At 40.1% G+C, this 18996-nt stretch carries 15 protein-coding genes and 1 pseudogene; 12 read left to right on the top strand and 4 right to left on the bottom strand.

The features are described 5' to 3' along the window. Positions 1-26 precede the first annotated feature (26 nt). On the bottom strand, positions 27-500 hold the full coding sequence (locus ACZSMY_RS05695) for a DUF2621 family protein (protein WP_042533793.1): 474 nt from the start codon (positions 498-500) through the stop codon (positions 27-29). A 412-nt stretch (positions 501-912) separates the two neighbouring features. Here ACZSMY_RS05695 and ACZSMY_RS05690 point away from each other — a divergent pair, with 412 nt between their 5' ends. From ACZSMY_RS05690 to ACZSMY_RS05665, 6 genes are all read left to right on the top strand, one after another. Continuing rightward, positions 913-2019, top strand: coding sequence for an ATP-binding protein (locus tag ACZSMY_RS05690; RefSeq protein WP_193062059.1), 1107 nt, complete (start codon positions 913-915; stop codon positions 2017-2019). A gap of 286 nt (positions 2020-2305) precedes the next feature. Beyond that, the gene (gene acnA / locus ACZSMY_RS05685) at positions 2306-5017 is read left to right on the top strand and encodes an aconitate hydratase AcnA (RefSeq protein WP_465147542.1); all 2712 of its coding nucleotides are present in this window, start codon (positions 2306-2308) and stop codon (positions 5015-5017) included. Positions 5018-5173: 156 nt separating this feature from the next. Continuing rightward, positions 5174-5773, top strand: coding sequence for a TlpA family protein disulfide reductase (locus ACZSMY_RS05680; RefSeq protein ID WP_042533799.1), 600 nt, complete (start codon positions 5174-5176; stop codon positions 5771-5773). Positions 5774-5801: 28 nt separating this feature from the next. Further along, positions 5802-6224: an acyl-CoA thioesterase gene (locus tag ACZSMY_RS05675; RefSeq protein WP_193062060.1), complete on the top strand. Its 423-nt coding sequence runs from the start codon at positions 5802-5804 to the stop codon at positions 6222-6224. A gap of 93 nt (positions 6225-6317) precedes the next feature. After that, positions 6318-6614 carry a hypothetical protein gene (locus ACZSMY_RS05670; protein WP_193062061.1) on the top strand — a complete coding sequence of 99 codons (297 nt, stop codon included), beginning with the start codon at positions 6318-6320 and terminating at the stop codon, positions 6612-6614. A 98-nt stretch (positions 6615-6712) separates the two neighbouring features. After that, positions 6713-6913: a hypothetical protein gene (locus ACZSMY_RS05665; RefSeq protein ID WP_193062062.1), complete on the top strand. Its 201-nt coding sequence runs from the start codon at positions 6713-6715 to the stop codon at positions 6911-6913. A 428-nt stretch (positions 6914-7341) separates the two neighbouring features. Here ACZSMY_RS05665 and yidD read toward each other — a convergent pair. The 3 genes and pseudogenes from yidD to plsY all read right to left on the bottom strand — a co-directional run. Beyond that, positions 7342-7563: pseudogene (yidD, locus tag ACZSMY_RS05660) on the bottom strand (membrane protein insertion efficiency factor YidD); the annotation flags it as partial. A gap of 6 nt (positions 7564-7569) precedes the next feature. Continuing rightward, positions 7570-8502: a GTP cyclohydrolase FolE2 gene (gene folE2, locus ACZSMY_RS05655; RefSeq protein WP_042533806.1), complete on the bottom strand. Its 933-nt coding sequence runs from the start codon at positions 8500-8502 to the stop codon at positions 7570-7572. Between the two features lie 123 nt (positions 8503-8625). Beyond that, entirely contained in the window at positions 8626-9207 is a 582-nt protein-coding gene (plsY, locus tag ACZSMY_RS05650; RefSeq protein ID WP_042533808.1) for a glycerol-3-phosphate 1-O-acyltransferase PlsY, read from the bottom strand. A 222-nt stretch (positions 9208-9429) separates the two neighbouring features. Here plsY and ACZSMY_RS05645 point away from each other — a divergent pair, with 222 nt between their 5' ends. From ACZSMY_RS05645 to ACZSMY_RS05620, 6 genes are all read left to right on the top strand, one after another. Then, on the top strand, positions 9430-10404 hold the full coding sequence (locus ACZSMY_RS05645; RefSeq protein WP_042533810.1) for an ABC transporter ATP-binding protein: 975 nt from the start codon (positions 9430-9432) through the stop codon (positions 10402-10404). Further along, positions 10401-11924 carry an ABC transporter permease/substrate-binding protein gene (locus ACZSMY_RS05640; protein WP_042533812.1) on the top strand — a complete coding sequence of 508 codons (1524 nt, stop codon included), beginning with the start codon at positions 10401-10403 and terminating at the stop codon, positions 11922-11924. The genes ACZSMY_RS05645 and ACZSMY_RS05640 overlap by 4 nt, the downstream gene beginning before the upstream one ends. A 43-nt stretch (positions 11925-11967) precedes the next feature. Then, on the top strand, positions 11968-12384 hold the full coding sequence (locus tag ACZSMY_RS05635) for a CoA-binding protein (protein ID WP_084612960.1): 417 nt from the start codon (positions 11968-11970) through the stop codon (positions 12382-12384). 837 nt (positions 12385-13221) lie between these two features. Next, a complete protein-coding gene (gene parE, locus ACZSMY_RS05630) occupies positions 13222-15177 on the top strand; it encodes a DNA topoisomerase IV subunit B (protein ID WP_042533814.1) in 1956 nt (651 codons plus the stop codon). A gap of 25 nt (positions 15178-15202) precedes the next feature. Continuing rightward, entirely contained in the window at positions 15203-17662 is a 2460-nt protein-coding gene (parC, locus tag ACZSMY_RS05625; RefSeq protein ID WP_042533816.1) for a DNA topoisomerase IV subunit A, read from the top strand. Positions 17663-17846: 184 nt separating this feature from the next. After that, positions 17847-18989, top strand: a complete 1143-nt coding sequence (locus tag ACZSMY_RS05620) for an acyl-CoA dehydrogenase family protein (protein ID WP_042533818.1) — start codon at positions 17847-17849, stop codon at positions 18987-18989. Positions 18990-18996 lie beyond the last annotated feature (7 nt).

Below are 18996 nucleotides of genomic sequence, written 5' to 3'. Positions count from 1 at the left end.
CTGCACTTTGCTTCTTTTTCGCTAAACTAAGATTTTTTCTGCTTGTATTTTTCTTCCCAATTTTCCTGATAATCCTCTTTGGATTGTTGGAAGAAAGGCTCGTAGGGTGCGATATCGATATTTTTTTCTTTTAGCTTTTTTCGCAGAAATTTATGGTCTCTTTTGGGGGTTGCTAAAATATACCCTTCAATCAATGTAGAGCGTGTAATGCTTTCCTCGTCCTTTTGAATAGAAAGCTCTCCAATTTTACTGGCGATTCTTTGTCTGGCGACATCTCTGAATAGTTCGGGAACAGGAGAAACCAGCTCTTCCAGGAAATCTTTTTCTGCTTGAGACCATTTATGTAATGTTTTTTCGAAATAATATTCCTCCCAATCCATAATGGAACGCCCATCCTCTTTAGGGAGCCGCTTTAAAAACTTTCGAAACATAAAATACCCACCGATTGCCATCAGACCAATTAATAAACATCCCCACAGGATAATAAACAGTGATATCATCGTACACCTCACCTTAATTTTACATAAAAAAATTACGAATATTGCTAATTTATTATCAACTATCAATTTATTTTTTTAGAAAATTGTAGTAACATTAATTTAACCTTTGTTATTATTCCTCACTTGTACATTATAAAGTTATTAAGAAATATACACAAGTAATCATAATTGTTTCGTCATAATCATACATATTATTTATCGCAGTTAAACTGGCAGTAAACCACTCGCTTCAAAAAACGAAAAAATATGTAGAAAGGGTAATTAGGGGCTAATTGCCGGTATAAACTCGATTGGTTCAATGAAAATCGTTTTTTATGAGTGAGTAATCTAGCGTTTTATTCCCTTGGGAACGCAGCAAAATCCCAATGGAATGAAATTATACTTTTTAATAACTTCTGAAAGGAGCATGGGTATGGATAAAAACCACAAAAATAAGAACCCCAATGACTTGCAAAGTTCTGAAAGTCGTCATAATTTACACCCCGATGCAACGCTTTCAGCGGCCATTATTTCTTGGCTGAGTAAAAAAACAGAAGGAATAGTGATCGTGATTAATACAGATAGTGAAATAGAATATATAAGTGATTCCGTATATGAGATTCTTGGCTATGAGCCAAAAGAAGCAGTCGGGAAAAAGCTGGGCGATATTCCGGTTAAAATAGATTCAAAAATCATTTCACAAGCACTTGTTGGCAACGAAATAAAGCATAAAAAGCTTTTAATAGATATTCCGACCAAAGAAGGGGAGAATTTATCTTTCTCATGTGAGTTAAATGATGTTTTTCAGGATATTGATGTCGAAAAAAAGTTTTTACTTTATTTAGAAAGAAAAACAAAAGATATGAGGCTGGATGATATCATGATACGTTCAGAGAAGATGAATGTAGCTGGACAGCTTGCAGCAAGTTTAGTTCATGAAATACGCAACCCGCTGACATCATTAAAAGGATTCCTGCAATTGCTTCAGGCTGGTGCACAGCATAAAGAAGAATACTTTCATGTGATGATTGAAGAAGTGGAGAAAATTGAGTCAATCACATCGGAATTGTTATTTATTTCAAAGCCCTTAACAGATAACCGTTCTAAAGAAAGTGTTACAAAAATGATGCAGGACGTGGAATTATTATTACAGTCCCAGGCAAATCAAAAGGATATTCAAATTCAGCTGCAAAGCAGTACAAATGCATCCGTTCTTTGTGATCGTTCCCAGATTAAACAAGTTTTAATTAACCTGATTAAAAATGCAATTGAAGCTATGGAACAGCCTGGAAAAATAATTGTAGAAGCAAAAGAAGCAGATCAAAAAATAATTATATCTGTTATTGACGAAGGCTGCGGATTATCTGAGGATATTTTACATCGGCTTGGAGAGCCATTTTTTACGACAAAGACATCGGGTACAGGGCTAGGGTTGCTGATTACCAAGAAAATCCTCCATAATCATGATGCAGATTTTCATATGTATAATAATGAACATAAAGGAAGCACATTTGAAATTATTTTTTCAAAAGCTGATTAATGCGTTTTATCAGAAAGAATAATTGTAATTTCGCAGAATTTCTATCTTTTTTGCAGGCAGCTATTATTTTCACTATTAATAATTCAGTAATTATATAAGTAATATTTATCTCTTGGCATAACTTTTTACTATCTACTATTTAACAATAATTATTTGTTTTATTTGCTAGATTCCTATATTATATATATTGAAGGCTCTATTTAGTTGAATAGCAGTATGGATTAAAAAAAGTAATACCTTCTCATTTATTTGCGAGAAGGAGAGGAAATGAAAGGGGTAACACAATATGTCGAACACAAATGCGTACAATGCAAAAAAGCAGTTCGAATTAAACGGTAAGACGTACAATTATTATCGTTTAAAGACGCTGGAAGAAGCGGGGCTAGGTAAAGTAGATCGTTTGCCTTTTTCTGTCCGTGTTCTTTTAGAATCATTATTAAGGCAACAAGACGGCCATCAAATCAAAAATGAACATGTTGAATCATTAGCACATTGGGAAACGGATAAAGCAACTGGAGCAGATGTTCCATTCAAGCCTTCCCGTGTTATTCTTCAAGATTTTACAGGGGTACCTGCAGTCGTTGACCTTGCGTCCCTCCGTAAAGCAACGGTTGATCTTGGAGGAGAGCCGGATAAAATCAATCCGGAAGTTCCAGTGGATCTGGTTATTGACCACTCTGTACAGGTTGACCAATATGGTACTCCAGATGCGCTGCGTGCAAATATGGAATTGGAATTCGAACGTAATGCAGAGCGTTATCAGTTCTTGAACTGGGCACAAAAAGCGTTTAATAACTACCGTGCAGTTCCACCGGCAACTGGTATCGTTCACCAGGTTAACCTGGAGTATCTGGCTGACGTTGTACATGCGCGAGAAAATGAAGATGGAACTTATGAAACGTTCCCTGATACACTTGTAGGTACTGATTCCCATACAACAATGATTAACGGTCTGGGTATCCTTGGCTGGGGTGTTGGCGGAATCGAAGCAGAAGCAGGCATGTTAGGACAGCCTTCTTATTTCCCTGCACCGGAAGTCATCGGGGTCAAATTTACTGGTTCCTTCCCGAACGGAACAACAGCGACAGACCTGGCGTTAAAGGTAACGCAGGTGCTGCGTGAACAAAGTGTAGTTGGCAAATTTGTAGAGTACTTTGGTCCAGGACTAAAGGATATGCCATTGGCTGACCGTGCTACAATTTCAAATATGGCTCCAGAATATGGCGCTACTTGCGGATTCTTCCCGGTTGATCAGGAAACACTTGATTACATGAAGCTGACTGGACGCAGTGATGAATTAATCAGCGTTGTTGAAAAATACTGTAAAGAAAATGATTTATGGTATGACGCAGATGGTACTGATCCGGAATATACAAAAGTAATTGAAATCAATTTGTCCGAATTAGAGCCGAACCTTTCCGGACCAAAACGTCCGCAAGATTTAATCGCGCTTTCTGACATGAAGAAAGAATTTAATAAAGCAATTACTGCAAAAGAAGGTAACCAAGGATTCGGATTAGATAAATCTGAATTTGATAAAGAAGTTGAAATCAACCATCCAAATGGAAAAACTTCTGTTATGAAGACAGGAAGCCTTGCTATTGCAGCAATTACATCTTGTACAAACACATCTAACCCATATGTTATGTTAGGTGCAGGTCTGGTTGCTAAAAAAGCTGTCGAAAAAGGCCTGGAAGTTCCTGAATACGTAAAAACTTCCTTAGCACCAGGATCAAAAGTGGTAACTCGCTACTTAGAGGACGCCGGTTTACAAACATATTTAGATAAACTGGGCTTTAACCTTGTAGGTTATGGATGTACAACATGTATCGGTAATTCCGGTCCTTTACGTGAAGAGATTGAAGAAGCGATTGCAGCAAATGATTTAATTGCATCTTCCGTATTATCTGGTAACCGTAACTTTGAAGGTCGTATCCATCCGCTGGTAAAAGCAAACTACCTTGCATCTCCACCGCTTGTTGTAGCATATGCGCTTGCTGGAACAACAGATATCGACCTTGTAAAAGAAGCGATTGGTAAAGATAAAGATGGTAACGATGTTTACATGAATGATATCTGGCCATCACTTACTGAAATTAAAGAAGAAGTGGAAAAAGTAGTTACACCTGAAATTTTCCGCAAAGAGTATGAAAATGTATTCCAATCTAACGAGAAGTGGAATGAAATCGACACGACAGATGAGCCTTTATTTGAATGGGATGAGGATTCTACTTACATCCAAAACCCTCCATTCTTTGAAGGATTGACTCCGGAAGCTGGAACAGTTGAACCGCTAAGCGGATTACGTGCTATCGGATTGTTTGGCGATTCTGTAACAACAGACCATATTTCACCAGCAGGTGCTATCGCAAAAGATATGCCGGCAGGTAAATTCTTGCAAGAGAAAGGAGTTTCACCAAGAAACTTTAACTCTTACGGTTCTCGCCGCGGTAACCATGAAATCATGATGCGCGGTACATTTGCTAACATTCGTATCCGTAACCTGCTGGCTCCTGGTACAGAGGGCGGTTATACAACTTACTGGCCAACTGGCGAAGTCATGGCAATCTATGATGCTGCAATGAAATATCAGCAGGATGGAACAGGTCTTGTCGTTATCGGCGGAAAAGATTACGGAATGGGATCATCCCGTGACTGGGCTGCCAAAGGTACCAACCTTTTAGGAATTAAAACAGTAATTGCTGAAAGCTTCGAGCGTATTCACCGTTCTAACCTTGTTATGATGGGCGTATTGCCGCTTCAATTTGAAAAAGGTGACAGCGCGGAAAGCTTAGGATTAACTGGTAAAGAAACATTTGCTGTAGAAGTAGATGAGTCTGTTAAACCAGGCGATTTAGTGAATGTAACTGCAACAGATGAAGACGGAAAAGTAACTTCATTTAAAGCAGTTGCCCGTTTCGACAGTGATGTAGAAATTGATTACTATCGTCATGGCGGTATCCTTCGTATGGTATTGCGTGAAAAAGTAAAAGCATAAGCAGTCAGCTGCTTTGTAAGAGAAAAAGGGTCTTTGCTTTTTATAGAGCAAGGCTCTTTTTCTATGCATTCCTATTGAGGTCTGTATTCTTTACAAAAGTGAAGTTTCTCTTTACGATAGAAGTAGGAAAACAATGTGGATGGTGGGAGATACAAATTGTATAAACGGATATTTTCGCTTGTTTTATTATTAGTGCTTGTTGGAATTGTTATCGCGAATGTGCTTCAGAACAGAGCTGCGGACAATGCTGCTGAAGAAGAGGAAGCAGTGCTTGTAGACGATGGATCTTCCAGTCAGGGAGCTGCGATTGCACCTGCGGAAAGTGCCGGAGTAGAGCCTGGTGAGCCAGCTCCAGATTTTGAACTGGAGACATTAGAAGGAGAGACTTTCAAACTTTCTGATTTGCAAGGAAAGAAAGTGATTTTAAACTTCTGGTATTCCTGGTGCCCGCCTTGTATTGAAGAAATGCCTGAAATACAGGAATTTTATGAGGATTATCAGGATGAAGTTGAAGTTGTTGCTGTCAATATGACGAAGCATGAGAATCAGCTTTCGGATGTTGGCGATTTTATCGATGAGCATGAGCATACCTTTACGGTTCCTTTAGATAGAGAGGATACGTTATCGGAGCCGTATGTTGTCTATGCCGCACCGACGACATATTTTATAGGCACGGACGGAAACATACAACAGCCTAGAAGAATCGGACCGATGGACTATGAATTTATGGAAGAAATGGTTCAAGGAATGGATTGATTGAGAGAGAAGCAAGGAGGAAGAAAGTTTGTTAGTTACAGAAACACCAATAGAAGTAAGATACCAAGAAACCGATCAGATGGGTGTCGTCTACCATGCAAACTATCTTGTTTGGTTTGAAATCGGGCGTACAAAGTTTGTAGAAGCCTTGGGGCTTAATTACCATCAAGGAATGGAACAGCAAAATGTGGTTTCGCCAGTGATTGATGCCCAGATTTCATATAAAAACGCAGTTCGCTATGGTGAAAAACCTATTGTAAGAACGTGGCTTGATGCATATGACGGCTTGCGTACGGTTTATCGTTATGAAATTTTGAATGGGTCTGGAGATTTAGCTGTCACTGGTACGACGACCCATACGATTGTTGATAAAAATACGTTTCGGCCGCTGTCTATTCGAAGAAAATTTCCTGATTGGCATGCCGCATATCAAAACCAGCTTGGCAGTTAAGAAAGTATAAACTTTCTTACTGCATAAGTGTAACTAAGGTTGTCACCTAAAGGCTTGGTGACAACCAAGTTTTCTAAAGAAAGAGGAATAGGAATGGCTTTTGGATTAAAAAGAGAAGAGTTAAACGAGTGGAAGCGGAATGTCCGTGCCGGAGAGATTGATTTTATTACTCATTATTGGCTGGATGACCGTTTTCCAGGCTGTAATACAGTAACCAAAGTGGGTTGCAGTGATTTGGAAAAGCTGAAAGCATGGGGAAGAAAATATCAGTTGGATGAATCCTGGATTGATTTAAAGCCCAAATATCCCCATTTTGATTTATTCGGGGAATACCAGTGGAAAATTTTAAAATCAGAAAACCGGCTGGAACAATTAGAGCGGTTTAAATAATTATTCAACTTTCGCACATTAAATAATAACTTCATTTCCATAGAAACAGAAGTTGATTGTTCCTTCGCTAACACTCTTGATAAAGAATAGAAGGTGAAGTGTATATCACCGCTGCGGCGGACCGTTTTGCTTTCCGACGTCCTGGGCCGGCGATTACTCGTCCCATCGAAAACTTTTGTACGTCGGAAAGCGGAGTGGTTGGCCGGAGCGGAGCTATGCACCATCACCAATTCCAAAAAAGCCGGATATTTAACCAAAATGCAAGTATGGTAATGGAGAACATGCTTACCCTGGAATAGCAAGATATATTTGCTTATTCTTAGGTGCGAAAGTTGAGATAATTAAAAAACGCAGGCGGACATATGTCTTCGCCTGCGTTTTTAGCATATCATTTTTACAATCAGTTGTTCTCAGGATATTCAATTTTTGGTTCTTTTTGTGTCTCGTCATAAGAAACAGATAAGTCTGCACCTTCAAAATACCAATCATCTGATTCTTCGATAAAGAAATGAATGCCTTCTACCAATGTAGAAGCAGATTCATTTTCGGGTGCTTCTGCTTTAATACCGAGGGAAAAACCGGCAATTCTGCCGCCGACTCCGCCATATCTTGGGAAGAATCGTATATTCTTTTCGTTTTGTAAATCTAATTCTTCTTTATACCATTTTGCTGCTTGTTCTGATACGGTGATTTCCATTATATCTCTCCCTTTTCCTGCTGTTTTGTCTTCTTCCTTTTTTTCCGGAACGTAATCTACGCCGCCTGGGTGAAATGGATGACATTTACTTATTCGCTTTATAGTTAATATTCCACCTTTAAAAAATCCAAAACGCTGAAATGCTTCTAATGCATAAGCTGAACAGGTTGGATAGAAACGGCAGGTTGCTGGTGTAAAAGGACTGATGGCAAGCTGGTAAAAGCGAATCAATCCAATAAAAATATATTTCATTTGTCGTTACCCTTGTCTGTTGCGTTTATCATAGGTAACAGAAGCAATTGCATCATGCATATGGATCGATTCTTCATTACGGCATGCTACATGGAACTTCATCACTGCCGGCAGCTCGTAAAGATCGGCAGCAATTAAACGAACCATATCCTCTACAAATCGGGGATTTTCATAAGCTGCTTCTGTCACCATTTTTTCATCCGGTCTTTTCAGGATAGGGTGAAGTCTGGCGCTTGCATTACTTTCTGCAGCTTCTAATAAAATGCCTTTCCAATCCCCGTCTGTATTAGAAAAACTTGGCTCCAGCTCAGTTTCCACGGTTACATTACCACGTTGGTTATGAGCGCTGTATTCACTGATTTCTTTGGAGCATGGGCATAATGTTGTTATTTGTACGTTTAGAGAAACAGTGATTTGATAATCCTCGTATTTGGAGTAACGTACGGAAACAGATGCTTCTGCATGGTTTAAACCAGCAGCATAGGTTTGAGGTGCTTTCCGCTCATAGAACCACGGGAAGCTGACAGAAACCGTTGCATCTGTTTGTTCCAATTTCACGGCCAGATCCTTTGCGAACTGTTTTAATTCATCAATAGAAACGGTAAATCCGCCTTGATGATATTGCTCTAACAGCTCCATAAAACGGCTCATATTCGTCCCTTTGCTATTCGCAGGGATGCTGGATGAAAAGGTGAACGTGCCGACGGTGGTTTGTTCAAATGGAGCTTGTCCGCTTAGGACACGGACAGGGTATTTTACATTAGAAACACCGACAACATCCAAATCAAAAAGAAAATCACGTTTTACATTTTGCAGGTCAGCCATTTCGTTTTTTTCAGTCGGTTTTTTCTTCTCACCAGGAGGAACAGAACCGAATAATTTATGTCTTTCTTCCTTTGAAGGAAGTTTTTTTAATGGAATCGTGTTTAATTGATGCATAAAAACGTCCTTTCCTGATAAACATCTGAAAGCTTAGACTAGAAGCTCAAGGATGTTCAAACAATCTTTAATTATAGCCACTAGTATACTGAATTCGGCTTAAATATTCAATTTATCGGCTTTCTACATCCAGGTTATTTTAGGTTCTGTTCCGTTTATTATCCGTTTAATATTGGCCCAATGCCGATACGCTACAAAAGCAGTTAATATCAGGATAACGACAGTCAACCCGGTATTTTGGAAAAACAGCGACGCGAAAAAGGCCACAACTCCCGTAATCATAGAGGAAAGGGAAACATATTTAGATAAATATAATGACAGTAAAAATGTTGCAATCATAATAATAAATAGGATAGGATTAATCCCTAGTATCATCCCTCCTGATGTTGCAACAGCCTTTCCGCCTTTAAATTTAGCAAAAATCGGATAAGTATGACCTAATACAGCGATAATACCTATAATCAACGGATAGGCATCCGCATGAAATAATTGAGGTAATACAGCAGCAGCCGTTCCTTTTAAAATGTCGCCTAAGATAACGATGCTTCCAGCTTTTATTCCAAGTACACGGAAGGCATTGGTGGCTCCAAGGTTGCCGCTTCCATGCTCACGAATATCTATTTTATAACCAAGCTTGCCGATAATTAAGGCAAATGGAATAGATCCTAAGAGATATGCGATAATCCCGAAAATAATATAATCCATACGTTCCCAACTCTCTTTTTCAAATTCTTATTCTATGTTCCTATGGCTATTTTAGCATGAACCAATCTGTTTAAGTACAAAAATTTTTAAGAAAAACACAGCAAAGCTTTCCATTTACTAATTTATTGTTTTCCTTATCCTTGATTTAAAGTGAAAAATAATACAGCAGCAGGTTTTTAAATAGTCACAAGCGGGAATCTTTTTATGAAGGAGGTTATTCTTATGATTACATTTAAAGATATTACAAAAACATACCCTGATGGGACAACCGCTGTCGACCAGTTTAATCTGACGGTCGAAAAAGGGGAATTTATGACACTTATCGGTCCCAGCGGCTGCGGTAAGACAACAACAATGAAAATGATCAACCGTCTGATTGATCCCTCTGCAGGAACAATATACATAAACGAGAAACCGGTAAGTGATTATTCCATTGACGCATTACGATGGAATATTGGATATGTTCTGCAGCAGATTGCTTTATTTCCTCATATGACTGTTCAGGAGAATATACAAGTTGTTCCAGAACTCCTGAAATGGAAAAAAGGAGAAAAAGAGAAACGAACAGATGAATTACTGGATATGGTGGGGCTCGATCCATCAATTTTTAAAAAAAGATATCCAAGCGAGCTTTCGGGAGGACAGCAGCAGCGTATCGGTGTTATCCGGGCATTAGCTGCAGACCCTGATATCGTATTGATGGATGAACCATTCAGCGCACTCGATCCAATCAGCCGGGAGCAATTACAAATGGATATCGATAAATTACAAAAAGACATCAAGAAAACGATTGTATTTGTTACCCATGATATGGACGAGGCATTGAAAATGAGCGACCGGATCTGTTTAATGAAAGAAGGGAGTGTGGTTCAATGCGGTTCGCCTGAACAATTAATGAAACACCCTAAAAATGATTTTGTGGAGGAATTCATTGGAAATCGAAAATCAGCCTGGCTGACATCTGTTCAGAAAGTTATGAAAAATGATGTACCAGCTGCTCATGACCGGGAGCCGGAAAATGTCATGACAATTCCTGCAACGAGTACAATAGAGGATGCATACGCAATAATTCAATCAGTAAATCAGATTGATTTTCCGGTAGTCGATGACAATCAGAAAACCATCGGAATTGTTACAAGAGATGAATTGCTTCAATACTTCTATCAACAGGAGAAGGAAGGGGCGAGCGTTTTATGAAGGAATTTATAAACGTGTTCCAGAATCGGCAGGATATGCTTCTTCAGGCGATTTGGGAGCATTTGCAAATTTCTTTGATATCACTTGGAATTGCGATTTTAATCGCTGTGCCAATCGGCATTATACTGACCAGATATCCACGCATTGCCGAGCCTATCATTGGCACATCCGCAGTTCTACAGACAATTCCGAGTCTTGCTGTATTGGCTTTTTTGATCCCGTTTTTAGGAATCGGTATCCAGCCGGCTATCGTTGCCCTAGTCCTTTATGGGCTGTTGCCAATCCTAAGAAATACATACACAGGGATAGACGGTGTAGATCCTGCCTTACGGGAAGCTGCCAGAGGCATGGGGATGAATACAAAAAAGCAATTAATGCGAGTAGATCTGCCAATTGCGATGCCGGTTATTATGGCTGGTATTCGCACCTCCATGGTTCTTATCGTTGGTACTACAACTATCGCAGCTTTAATCGGTGCTGGCGGACTCGGAGATATCATTTTACTCGGTCTGGACCGGGGCGGCGATATTCCGCTTGTATTATTAGGTGCGATACCGGCCGCTTTATTAGCTGTTATGCTTGATTTTATTCTGCGTTTATTTGAAAAGCTGTCTAAAAAATATGGTATTCAGGCATTTATTGCGATGCTTGTTATTGTTGTACTTGTCATCGCCATTCCCTTGATGATTCCAAGCAGCCAAAAGGGAGAAATTGTGATAGCCGGGAAATTAGGAGCTGAACCAGAAATTATTATGAATCTCTATAAAATTTTAATTGAGGAAGAAAGTGATATCACTGTTGATATAGAACCGAATCTTGGAAAAACAGATATGGTATTTAACGCACTCCAGCAGGGCAGCATTGACATTTATCCGGAATTCACAGGGACGGTTATCGTTTCGCTGCTTGATGAACAGGCGGAATCCAATGAAGCAGAGGAAGTATATGCACAAGCCAGAGACGGTATAAAAGAAGCATATAATTTGGAGCTTTTAGAGCCAATGTTGTTTAATAATACGTATACAGTAGCAGTTACAGAAGAATTTGCGGAAGAAAACAATCTGGAGGATATCTCTGATTTGAAGTCGATTGAAAACCAGGTAACAGCCGGATTTACATCCGAGTTTAATGACCGCTATGATGGCTATGTCGGGATGCAGGAAGTATATAACCTGGACTTCAACGAGGTAAACACAATGGATCCAGGCCTTCGTCAGGGAGCCATTTCGGGCGGTGAGGTAGATGTGATTGATGCCTATGGAACAGACAGCTATATGGTAGAATTAGGGCTGGTATCCTTGGGAGATTCTGAAAATCTATTTCCGCCGTATCAGGGTGCACCGTTAATGCGAGCAGATACGTTAGAGGAATATCCAGAGATTGAGGACATATTAAATCAGCTGAGCGGACAAATTACGGATGAAGAAATGCAGGAAATGAATTATCAAGTGGATTATGAGGATGCAGCTGCAGAAGATGTTGCCAGGGATTACCTGATGGAAAATGGTTTTATTGAATAAGTGGAAAAAGAGATTCTAAACACAAACTAAAGGAGGAATTACCATGTCCATTGAAAACCCAAGTAAAGAAAGAATAAAAGAAATCCTGGAGAATGCGAAGACGATTGCGGTTGTAGGCTTATCTGCTAATCCAGAGAGAACCTCGTATCAAATAGCTCATAGAATGCAGGAGGAAGGATATAAAATTATTCCTGTCAATCCAACCATTGATGAGGTTCTTGGAGAAAAAGCCTACAGCTCCCTGGCAGAGGTAGACGAACCAATCGATATTATCAATGTTTTCCGCCGTCCGGAGCATCTGCCTGATGTCGCGAAAGATGCTGTACAGACGAATTGTAAGATGTTCTGGGCGCAGCAGGGAATTGTGAACGAAGAAGCTTATAATTATTTAAAAGAGCATGATTTTGAAGTCGTTATGGACCTTTGCATTAAGGTGTTACACGCAGTTTTATTAAAATAGTGTATAAACAATTAAAGACTGAGCCAGGCATGATAAGCCTGGCTCGGTCTTTTTGTTTCAGCGGATGCAGCCGGCAGCTTGCCCGGGTGAAAAGCATCTTCTGCTGACTATGCGCTTATCACAGAGATCATGCAACGGTTATTGCAGCAAAAAACGGCATTAAATTGCCCCGCATTGGTGCAGTTACTTGTCCTGCCGGAGAACTTTTACATATATTCTCATTGCTAAAAAACGGGTTCAACAATTGGCTGTGGTTCTATGCAAATAAATGATTATCTTGCTTTTCTGCGATTTTTCCCATAAGATATTAATGATGTAAATATGGATATAGTGCGTTTGCCCTTTATGTGGAATAAGCATGTTTAGACTAGACGGAGAAACAAATTTTGCTCTATAGTGTATAAACAAGGTTTTATTTATCACCGATAAGCGTTTATAAACTTTCCTCGAAAGGATGCTTCATGTTATATAGATAGAACAAGGGTTGAAAGAAGCGTAATATAAGTATAGCTGCCTCTAATTCTAACCTGCAGATTTTTATCAACAAAAATTGTTTTTCTGTTAGAAGATTGTAATGAAGTTTCACTTTATTAGAAAGCATGGCATTTTTTAAAAGGGCCTCTTGAAAGTGCAAGCTGCTTTTCCGAAGCTCCTTATACTTTTAATCATGTAAGTCCTGATTGAATCGCTGACTCGTATCGAGGATAAACATTTATGAGGAACGCTAATACAGGAACATCGTGTTCGTGTTACAAGCAGGATAATTTTCTGTTTGCTTAATAAGAACGAATGTTCTATGATGTATATAGAGGTAGTATTGAAAGGAGAAGATGATTCGTGGAGAAAGAATATCAATACTCTGATAGCTCCATTCAGGTGCTGGAAGGACTGGATGCTGTACGAAAACGCCCAGGGATGTATATTGGAAGTACAGACATTCGCGGGCTGCATCATCTTGTTTATGAAATTGTTGATAATGCTGTTGACGAAGCGCTGGCTGGTCATGGCAATCAAATTACGGTAACCATACATAAAGATGACAGTATTTCTGTGGAAGATAGCGGCCGCGGTATGCCGATCGGAATGCATGCAACCGGAAAACCAACTACTGAGGTTATATTTACGGTGCTACATGCAGGCGGAAAGTTTGGGCAAGGAAGCTATAAAACAAGCGGAGGATTGCACGGGGTAGGTGCTTCTGTTGTTAATGCCTTATCGGAATGGCTGACAGTAACCACTTACCGCGACGGTCATAAATATGAGCAGCGTTTTGAAAATGGAGGACATCCGGCAACGACCTTAGAGGATAAAGGACCTTCCAGAAAGAAAGGTTCCTGCATTCATTTTAAGCCGGATCCATCTATCTTCTCGACAACGGTATTTAATTTTGAAACAATTTCCGAGCGTTTACGGGAGTCTGCCTTCTTATTAAAAGGGCTAAAAATTGAACTGAAGGATGAACACAATGGAGAGCAGCAGGTTTATGAATATCCTGAAGGCCTAAAATCTTTCGTAGAGTGGCTTAATGAGGAGAAGGACGTGCTTCAGCCAGTTGTTTCATTTGAAGGGGAGCAATCGGAAATTGAAGTTGAATTTGCTTTTCAGTTCAATGACGGCTTTGCTGAAAATATGCTTTCCTTTGTAAACCATGTGCGGACCAGGGACGGCGGTACACATGAATTTGGAGCCAGAACAGCAATTACCCGTACCATAAATGATTATGCAAGAAGAGCAGGGTTATTAAAAGAAAAAGATAAGAACTTGGAAGGGACAGATATCCGGGAAGGATTAACTGCGATTGTGTCCGTCCGTGTTCCGGAGAATAAGCTGCAATTTGAAGGGCAGACAAAAGGCAAGCTGGGAACAACAGAAGCCCGTTCGGCCGTTGATGGCGTAGTATCTGAACATCTGACATACTTTTTAGAGGAAAATGCAGAGATTTCTTCTTTGCTGATTAAAAAATCTATCCGTGCAAAAGAAGCACGGGAAGCTGCCAGAAAAGCACGTGAGGAAGCACGTACCGGAAAGAAACGAAAACGAAAAGATACGTTGCTTAGCGGAAAGCTGACCCCGGCACAATCAAAGAACCCAAAAAAGAATGAACTTTATCTTGTAGAGGGAGACTCTGCCGGCGGTTCAGCAAAGCAAGGGCGCGACCGTAAATTCCAAGCTGTGCTTCCGCTCCGGGGAAAGGTTATCAATACGGAGAAAGCTAAGCTGGAGGATGTCTTTAAAAATGAAGAAATTTCAACGATTATCCATACGATAGGTGCCGGAGTCGGCGGAGATTTTAATTTGGAAGACGTCCAATATGATAAAATTATTATTATGACCGATGCAGATACCGATGGAGCGCACATTCAAGTGCTGTTGTTAACCTTTTTCTATCGATATATGCGTTCTTTAGTGGAGTCGGGAAAAGTGTTTATTGCTCTCCCGCCGCTGTTTAAAGTATCAAAAGGAAAGGGAAAACAAGAAAAAACACGTTATGCCTGGGATGAAAATGAACTCCAAAAAGCAGTGAAGGAATTAAAAAATGGCTATGATATTCAGCGTTATAAAGGTCTCGGGGAGATGAATGCGGATCAATTGTGGGAAACAACGATGAACCCGGAATCACGTACCCTTATTCGTGTATCCATTGATGATATAGCGCGTGCAGAACGGAGAGTAACAACGTTAATGGGGGATAAAGTAGAACCCCGCCGTAAATGGATTGAAGGTCATGTTAAATTTGGTTTGGAAGAAGATGCAACCATTTTAGAAAATGAAAATATTCATAAGGAAGATTAGTTCGGATTGTAAGGAGTGATTCCATTTGGATCAAACAGAGAAATATTTAGATCTCCCCTTAGAAGAAGTTATCGGAGATCGCTTCGGAAGATACAGTAAATATATCATTCAAGATCGTGCGCTGCCTGATGCCAGAGACGGCTTGAAGCCTGTACAGCGGCGTATTCTTTATGCCATGCATGTAGAGAGAAATACGCATGACAAGAATTTTAGAAAAGCTGCTAAAACGGTTGGAACCGTAATCGGTAATTACCATCCACATGGAGATTCTTCTGTATACGAAGCAATGGTCCGCTTAAGCCAAAACTGGAAGGTACGTAACAGACTGATAGAAATGCACGGGAATAACGGCAGTATTGATGGAGATCCCCCTGCAGCAATGCGTTATACAGAAGCAAGATTATCTCCGATTGCGTCAGAGCTTCTTCGGGATATTGACAAAGAGACAGTTGAATACATTCCTAACTTTGATGAAACAACCGATGAGCCGGTTGTTTTACCGGCGAAATTTCCGAATCTCTTAGTAAATGGTTCTACAGGAATCTCCGCAGGCTATGCAACCGACATTCCTCCTCATAATTTAGGAGAAGTAATCGATGCAGTGATTATGCGAATCGATAAACCGGGATCAAGTGTAGATGATTTAATGCGTGTGCTGAAAGGACCTGATTTTCCGACCGGCGGCATTATTCAAGGGGTCGAAGGAATCAAAAAAGCATATGAAACCGGCAAAGGAAAGGTTGTCGTTCGCGGAAAGGCAGCCATTGAAACGTTAAAAGGGAACCGTGAACAAATCGTTGTGACAGAGGTACCTTTTGAGGTGAACAAAGCAGCAATGGTGAAGAAAATGGACGAGCTCCGTATTGACAGGAAGGTCGAGGGCATTGCGGAAGTACGCGATGAAACAGACCGGACAGGCCTCCGTATTGTTGTTGAGTTAAAGAAGGATGCAAATAGTGAGGGTATTTTAAACTTTTTATATAAAAACACAGACCTGCAGATCACATACCATTTCAATATGGTTGCTATCAAAGATAAAACGCCGACACTCTTATCCCTGCCGCAGCTTCTAGATGCGTATGTCAGTCATCAGCGCGAGGTTGTAACGAATCAAACCCGATTTGATTTAAATAAGGCGAAAAAGAGAGCACATATTGTCGAAGGCTTAATCAAAGCAATTTCGATTTTAGATGAGTTGATTGCCACCATCCGCGCATCAAAAGATAAGGCGGATGCAAAAAACCAGATTATGGCTAAATACGGTTTTACCGAACCACAGGCGGAAGCAATTGTTACTTTGCAGCTTTATCGGCTGACAAATACGGATATTGTTCAGCTTGAGGAAGAAGCTAGCGAATTAAGAAAACAAATGGAGAAGCTGTCTGCTATTTTGGAAAGCGAAAAGAAATTATTGCAAACCATTAAAAATGATTTAAGACAAATCAAGAAAAAATTTGCAGATGACCGCCGCACCCATATCGAGGAAAAAGTGGAAGAACTGAAAATTAATATTGAGGTGACCGTGGCAAGTGAGGATGTGTTAGTTTCCGTAACCAGAGACGGTTATGTCAAACGAACCAGCCTAAGGTCCTATGCAGCTTCCAATAGTGAGGATTTACCGCTGAAGGACGATGATCATCCGATAAGTCTCCTGGAAATCAATACAACGGATAATATCATGTTATTTACGAACAAAGGAAGATATATTATTTGTTCTGTTCACGAGCTTCCGGATATACGCTGGAAAGATATGGGACAGCATATTTCGCATATTGTTCCGCTGGAAAAAGAAGAACATTTTATTAAGGTCATACCTGTACGTGATTTTAAAGAAGAAGACGGCTTTCTAATGTTCTTTACTCGAAATGGCATGGTCAAACGCAGCGAATTTCAGCTTTATGAAGCGCAGCGACGTGGTAAGGCGTTAATTGCGTTAAATCTGAAAAATGATGATGAACTGGTTCATGTAAGCCGTACAGATGGCGGGAAAGATATATTTATCGCAACCAACAAAGGCTATGGTCTATGGTATGAAGAAGCAGAAGTGTCCATTGTCGGGCAGAGAGCAGCCGGAGTAAAATCGATCTCTTTAAAAGAGGATGATTTTGTTGTCAATGGACAAGTATTTGATCTGGAAGCACCAAAAGATTTATTTATCATTACGCAGCGCGGAGCCAGCAAACGCATGAAGCTAAAATCCTTTGAAAAAGCAAGCCGGGCGAAGCGCGGATTGCTTATGCTGAAGGAATTAAAGAAAAAACCGCATCGGATCCAAGGATTCTTTATGGTAAATAATCAGGAAATGATTTGCTATAAAACGAAAAATGGCGATACACAGAAGGTATATCCGCTGGAGTTATCCGCCTCCGATCGTTATGGCAACGGATCGTTTATGATTGATGCCGATCAGACCGGTGAAGTGATGGAAGTATATAAAGAAACAGTGTATGAAAAACCATTTGAAAATAATGATGAAGAATCGTAAAAAAATGATATTAACTCCCTGACAATGCCAAAACATTGTTAGGGAGATTTTTGTATTTTAGTTGAATAAAGAAGTCAGAGCAGCTGCTCAAGAAAAAGATTTTTATCTTTTCCTTTGCCTAATTCCCAGCTTTTGATAAAATGATAATGTAAGCGTGTTCAATTCGTCAAAAGGGGGTACGAGAATGGATTTTGATTTAACCAAGGAACAAAAGATGATTCAGCGGATGGTTTCTGACTTTGCTGAAAAAAACATCCGTCCAAGAGCAATCGATATTGATGTTAATGCAGCTTTCCCGGAAGATATTTTTCATGACATGGGAGAGCTTGGTTTATTAGGGATTCCATTTCCTGAAAGCTATGGAGGCTCGGGCGGTGACACCGTTTCCTATGCCATCGCTGTAGAGGAAATCGGCCGCCGATGCGGAAGTACGGGCTTAAGTTATGCCGCTGCAGTTTCTTTAGGTGCCAGCCCGATTTATTATTTTGGAACAGAAGAACAAAAGCAGCGGTTTTTAAAACCAATTGCTGAAGGCCGTTCTCTTGGAGCTTTTGGTTTAACAGAACCGAATGCAGGGTCTGATTCCGGGGGGACAAAAACTACTGCTAAATTAGACGGAGACGAATATATTATTCAAGGAGAAAAATGTTTTATTACCAATGCCAGTTTTGCAGATTTTATTATTGTAACGGCAGTCACGAAAAAGGATGCAAATAACAAGAATAAAATATCTGCCATCATTGTGCCGACAGATGCTGAAGGGCTGACTGTCCGCAGTGATTATGACAAAATGGGCGTGCGCGGGTCAGATACCGCAGAAGTCATCTTGGATAATGTCCGTGTTCCCAAAGAAAATTTACTTGGTACAGAACATCAAGGCCATCAGCAATTTTTAAAAACATTAGATGGAGGAAGGATTTCTATTGCGTCATTAGCTGTCGGTATTGGTCAGGCGGCTTTAGACCGTTCCTTGCAGTACGCGAAGGATCGTAAACAATTTGGCAAATCCATTTCCAGTTTTCAGGCGATCCAATTTAAATTAGCAGATATGGCGATGGAAATTGAGCTTGCTCGTAATATGGTTTATAAAGCAGCCTGGTTAAAGGATCAGAATAGAAGCTTTTCCAAAGAGGCAGCATACGCAAAATTGTACGCAACGGAAATGGCATTTCGTGCGGCAAATCAGGCGATTCAAATTCATGGCGGTTATGGTTATATGCGTGAATATGAAGTAGAAAGGCTGCTCAGGGATGCTAAGTTATTGGAAATTGGAGAGGGGACATCTGAAATCCAACGCTTGGTTATTGCAAGACAGCTAGGCTGCTAGAGAAGGA

The organism is Oceanobacillus sp. B139/18, assembly GCF_055524595.1.
This window is presented reverse-complemented; position numbering and strand designations above follow the sequence as displayed.